This window comes from Nonomuraea sp. NPDC049784 (assembly GCF_040659615.1).
GTDB lineage: Bacteria > Actinomycetota > Actinomycetes > Streptosporangiales > Streptosporangiaceae > Nonomuraea.
Genome location: NZ_JBFAMX010000985.1, coordinates 1 through 2,540, shown reverse-complemented (window position 1 = coordinate 2,540; position 2,540 = coordinate 1). Strand labels below are relative to the sequence as shown.

General features: G+C 73.8%; 3 protein-coding genes and 1 pseudogene. All 4 read right to left on the bottom strand.

Annotated features, from left to right (window positions below):
* Positions 1 to 248, bottom strand: a pseudogene (locus AB0J09_RS62120) (hypothetical protein); the annotation flags it as partial.
* A 57-nt stretch (positions 249 to 305) separates the two neighbouring features.
* Positions 306 to 1,463 (bottom strand): DegT/DnrJ/EryC1/StrS family aminotransferase, encoded by a 1,158-nt coding sequence (locus tag AB0J09_RS62115; protein WP_360713537.1) that lies wholly within the window; start codon positions 1,461 to 1,463, stop codon positions 306 to 308.
* Positions 1,460 to 2,206, bottom strand: coding sequence for an amidohydrolase family protein (locus AB0J09_RS62110; protein ID WP_360713535.1), 747 nt, complete (start codon positions 2,204 to 2,206; stop codon positions 1,460 to 1,462). Before AB0J09_RS62110 ends, AB0J09_RS62115 begins: the two co-directional genes overlap by 4 nt.
* The coding region (locus tag AB0J09_RS62105) for an amidohydrolase family protein (RefSeq protein WP_360713533.1) at positions 2,203 to 2,540 on the bottom strand (338 nt) is incomplete at its 5' end. The genes AB0J09_RS62105 and AB0J09_RS62110, both read right to left, overlap by 4 nt.

Sequence of the window (2,540 nt, the reverse complement as noted above, 5' to 3'; positions counted from 1 at the left end):
CTGGCCACCTCGGCGCCGGTGGCGGGGTCGACGGCGTTGAGGTGGGCTGGGCTGCCCGAGGAGGCGCCCCACAGCACAGTCCGGCCGCCGGGGCCTGGGGCCACCACGCCGCCGATCAGCAGGACGTCCTCCAGGGGGACCCCGAGATCCTCCACGCGGGGCGCCGACGCGACCGCCGGGGCGGCCGCGCCGAGCGCGACGAGCGCGGCCGCCATGCCGTATGCCAACATGCGTTTAATTAAGGTCATGACCGAAATTTAGAATACGGCCGGTTTTGCGGTCAATGCCTAATTACGGCTAAGGAACTAATTAGACAGCACCTTTGCGAGAGCCTCGGCGACATCGGTGGCCGCCTCCGGGGAGTCCATGAGAATCGCCTGGCGGACCCACACGACGGTCCTGGCGGCCTCCTCGGCGGCGGGGCAGGATTCGGCACGGGCGCCCTCGACGGTGAGGGCGGCCATGGCGCCGAGCGGCGGGTACCCGGCGTCGAGCGGCACGCCCTCCGCGGCCATGGCGGCCAGCAGGAACTCCCGGTCCACGCCGGGGTCGAGGCGCAGCATGAGGAGGTGGCGCGAGTCTCGCGTCGTGCCTTCCGGCCGCGGCACCACGCCCACCTCCGGGATGGCGGCCAGCTCGCGTTCCAGGGCGGCGCAGAAGGCGTTCCTGCGGTCGATCTCCTCGTCGAGGCGGTCCAGCCAGGGCAGCAGGAGTGCCGCCTGGATCTCGGTGAGGCGCAGGTTCCAGCCGACGGACGGGTGGCCGTACCAGCGACCGCCGAGCTCGCGGCCGACGTTGCAGGCCGACCAGATGCGACTGTGCACGGCCTCGTCGCGGCAGACGATCAGCCCGCCCTCGCCCGCGGTCATCGCCTTGCTCGCCTGGAAGCTGTAGACCCCCGCGTCGCCCAGGCCGCCGACGGGGCGGTCCCGGTACGTGGCGCCGTGCGCCTGGGCGGTGTCCTCGACGACCGCGAGGCCATGGCGGGCGGCCAGGTCGTTCAGTGCGTCCATGGCGGCCGGGCTGCCGGCCAGGTGCACGGGCATGATCGCCGCCGTCCTGCCGGTCAGGGCGTCCTGTACGGCTCGCGGTGACAGGTGCAGGTCCGCCGGATCCACGTCCACGATGACAGGCGTGGCGCCGGCCAGCAGCACCGCGGTGGCCGACGCCACGAACGTGTACGCCGGGACGATCACTTCGTCGCCCCTGCCCACGCCGAGGCCGCGGAGCGCGGCGAACAGGCCCAGCGTGGCGTTGGCGACGGCGACGCCGTTGTGGACGCCGGAGCGGCGGGCGATCGCGGCCGTCAGGTCCGCGACCACGGAACCGCCCTGCGTGGCGCCCCAGAGGCCGCTCTCGAGCACCTTGGTGACGAGCTCGCGCTGCGCGGGGTCGAGGGGCGGCGGCCAGGCGGGCCAGGGGGCCGATCGGACGGGGGTGCCGCCGTGGATGGCGAGCGTCACGAGAGTCGTCCCTTCGTGAGTGGGCCCGACGTGGGGAGGCCGAGGAGGCGGGCCAGGTTGGCGCCCTGGATGAGGGCGCGGTCGGCGTCGGTGAGCGGGGCCAGGGCGACGCGGCCGTACCCGGTGCGCAGGTCGAGGAAGCACGCGTCCGAGCCGAACAGCACCCGCTCGGCGCCCGCCAAGGCGGCCAGCCGGGCGATCCAGCGGCCGGTCATCTTCGAGCCGCACGTCTCCAGGAACACGTTCGGATGCTCGGCCACGAGCCGGGCCGCGCGACCGAACCCGTACGCCCAGAGCCCCGTGTGCCCCATGATCAGCCGTACGTGCGGGTGCCGGGCGGCGACGGCGGCGAACTGGGCGGGGTCGCTCCACGGCGAGTCCGTCTGGCCGTGCGCGAGGACCGGCAGGCCGAGCTGCCAGACCGGCTCGTACAGGGGGTCGTCCAGGCGGCACTGGTGCACGTCGGGGTGGAGTTTGACCCCCCACACGCCGTCGCGGACCAGCGGGGTGCGGTGGTGCGGGTTGTAGACCTGCCACACCCCGAACCTGCCGGGGAAACGTCCGGCGATCTCCATGGCCAGCTCGTTGCCGCGCACGGCGTCCGGGCCGACGGCGAGCAGGTGGCTGATGCCCATCGCGGTGACGCCGATGCGGTCCATCGCGGCCACGAGGTGCTCGGCGGTGGGGTGCGGGATGAGGAAGTCGGGCCAGGTCCCGACGTGGCCGTGCGCGTCGAGGATCACAGCAGCTCCTCCAGGGTCCCGGCGGCGATCCGTTCGACGTCCTCCTGGGGCAGGTCGAGGTGGTCGAGCAGGAAGCGCGGGCCGCAGTCGTCGGACACCGGCGCGCCCGTGCCGAACACCAGCCGCCCCGCCCCGAACCGCGCCGCCAGCCACTCGACGCCTCCCTGCGTGTTGACGGTGCCGATCTCGGCCCGCACGTCCGGCGCCTCGGCCATCAGCTCGGCCAGCGCGCGGAGCCGGCGGTAGCCGGGGTTGAGCACGAGGACGGGCAGGCCGGGCAGGCGCTCGGCGAGGTGGCGGAGCTGGGCGGGCGAGGTCTCGTCCAGGTCGATCG